Consider the following 1776-nt stretch of genomic DNA (forward strand, 5'->3'; position numbering starts at 1 on the left):
AGATCACCAAGGTTCTTGTTGCCAATCGTGGTGAGATCGCGGTTCGGGTGATCCGGGCGGCTGCTGATGCGGGGTTGGTGAGTGTGGCTGTGTATGCCGAGCCGGATGCGGATGCTCCGTTCGTGCGGTTGGCCGATGAGGCGTTCGCTCTTGGTGGTTCGACGTCGGCTCAGTCGTATCTGGTGATCGACAAGATCATCGATGCTGCGGTCAAGTCCGGTGCCGATGCTGTGCATCCGGGGTATGGGTTCTTGTCGGAGAATGCTGATTTCGCGCAGGCGGTCATCGATGCGGGGTTGATCTGGATCGGTCCGTCGCCGCAGTCGATCCGCGATCTCGGGGACAAGGTCACCGCCCGACATATCGCGGCCCGCGCGAAGGCACCGTCGGTGCCGGGCACGTCCGAGCCGGTGCGTGACGCGCAGGAGATCCTCGATTTCGTCGACGAGCACGGTCTGCCGATCGCGATCAAGGCCGCGTTCGGTGGTGGTGGACGCGGGATGAAGGTCGCCCGCACCCGTGAGGAGATCCCGGAGTTGTTCGATTCGGCCACCCGTGAGGCCGTCGCCGCGTTCGGGCGGGGGGAATGTTTCGTCGAACGTTATCTCGACAAGCCCCGCCACGTCGAGGCGCAGGTCATCGCCGATCAGCACGGCAACGTCGTCGTCGCCGGTACCCGTGATTGTTCGCTGCAACGCCGTTTCCAGAAACTCGTCGAGGAAGCACCCGCCCCGTTCCTGACCGATGCCCAGCGCGCGGAAATCCACTCCAGCGCCAAGGCCATCTGCCGGGAAGCGGGCTACTACGGTGCCGGGACGGTGGAATACCTCGTCGGCCAGGACGGCCTGGTGTCGTTCCTGGAAGTGAACACCCGTCTGCAGGTCGAGCATCCGGTGACCGAGGAAACCTCCGGGATCGATCTGGTGTTGCAGCAGTTCGCCATCGCCAACGGTGAGGAACTGTCGATCACCGAAGATCCGCAGCCGCGGGGGCATTCGTTCGAGTTCCGGATCAACGGTGAAGACGCCGGCCGCGGGTTCTTGCCCGCTCCCGGCCCGGTGACCACCTTCACCGCGCCGTCCGGGCCGGGTGTGCGGGTCGATTCCGGGGTCGAATCGGGCAGTGTGATCGGGGGCCAGTTCGATTCGATGCTCGCCAAACTCATCGTCACCGGAGCCACCCGAGACGAGGCGTTGGCTCGGTCCCGGCGGGCGTTGGCCGAATTCGATGTTCAAGGGTTGGCGACGGTGATCCCGTTCCATGCCGCGGTGGTCTCCGATCCGGCGTTCATCGGTGACGGGGAATCGTTCGATGTGCACACCCGCTGGATCGAAACCGAATGGGACAACCAGATCCCGCCGTTCACCGCCGGCCAGCCGCTCGACGAGGACGAGGTCCTGCCCCGCCAGAGCGTGGTCGTCGAGGTCGGTGGCCGCCGCGTCGAGGTCTCACTGCCCGGCGAATTCTCCCTCGGTGCCAGCAGCAACGGCGGCGGGCCGGCGGGGGCGGTGCGGCGTAAACCCAAAGCCCGCACCCGCGGCGGTGCCGGGGCCGGAGCCGGGTCCGGTGACGCGGTCACCGCACCCATGCAAGGCACCGTGGTCAAAGTCGCCGTCACCGAAGGCGCCACCGTCGAAGCAGGAGACCTCATCGCCGTCCTCGAAGCGATGAAAATGGAAAACCCCGTCAACGCCCACAAAGCAGGCACCATCACCGGCCTGACCGTCACCGCAGGCGACGCCATCACCCAAGGCACCGTCCTCACCGAAATCAAGT

At 65.7% G+C, this 1776-nt stretch carries 1 protein-coding gene; it reads left to right on the top strand.

Annotated features, from left to right (window positions below):
- Positions 1-2: 2 nt before the first annotated feature.
- Positions 3-1776 (top strand): acetyl/propionyl/methylcrotonyl-CoA carboxylase subunit alpha (locus ACOQFP_RS10230; RefSeq protein WP_421584249.1); only part of this gene is annotated, 1774 nt, incomplete at its 3' end.

The organism is Rhodococcus sp. MALMAid1271, assembly GCF_049195265.1.
GTDB lineage: Bacteria > Actinomycetota > Actinomycetes > Mycobacteriales > Mycobacteriaceae > Rhodococcoides.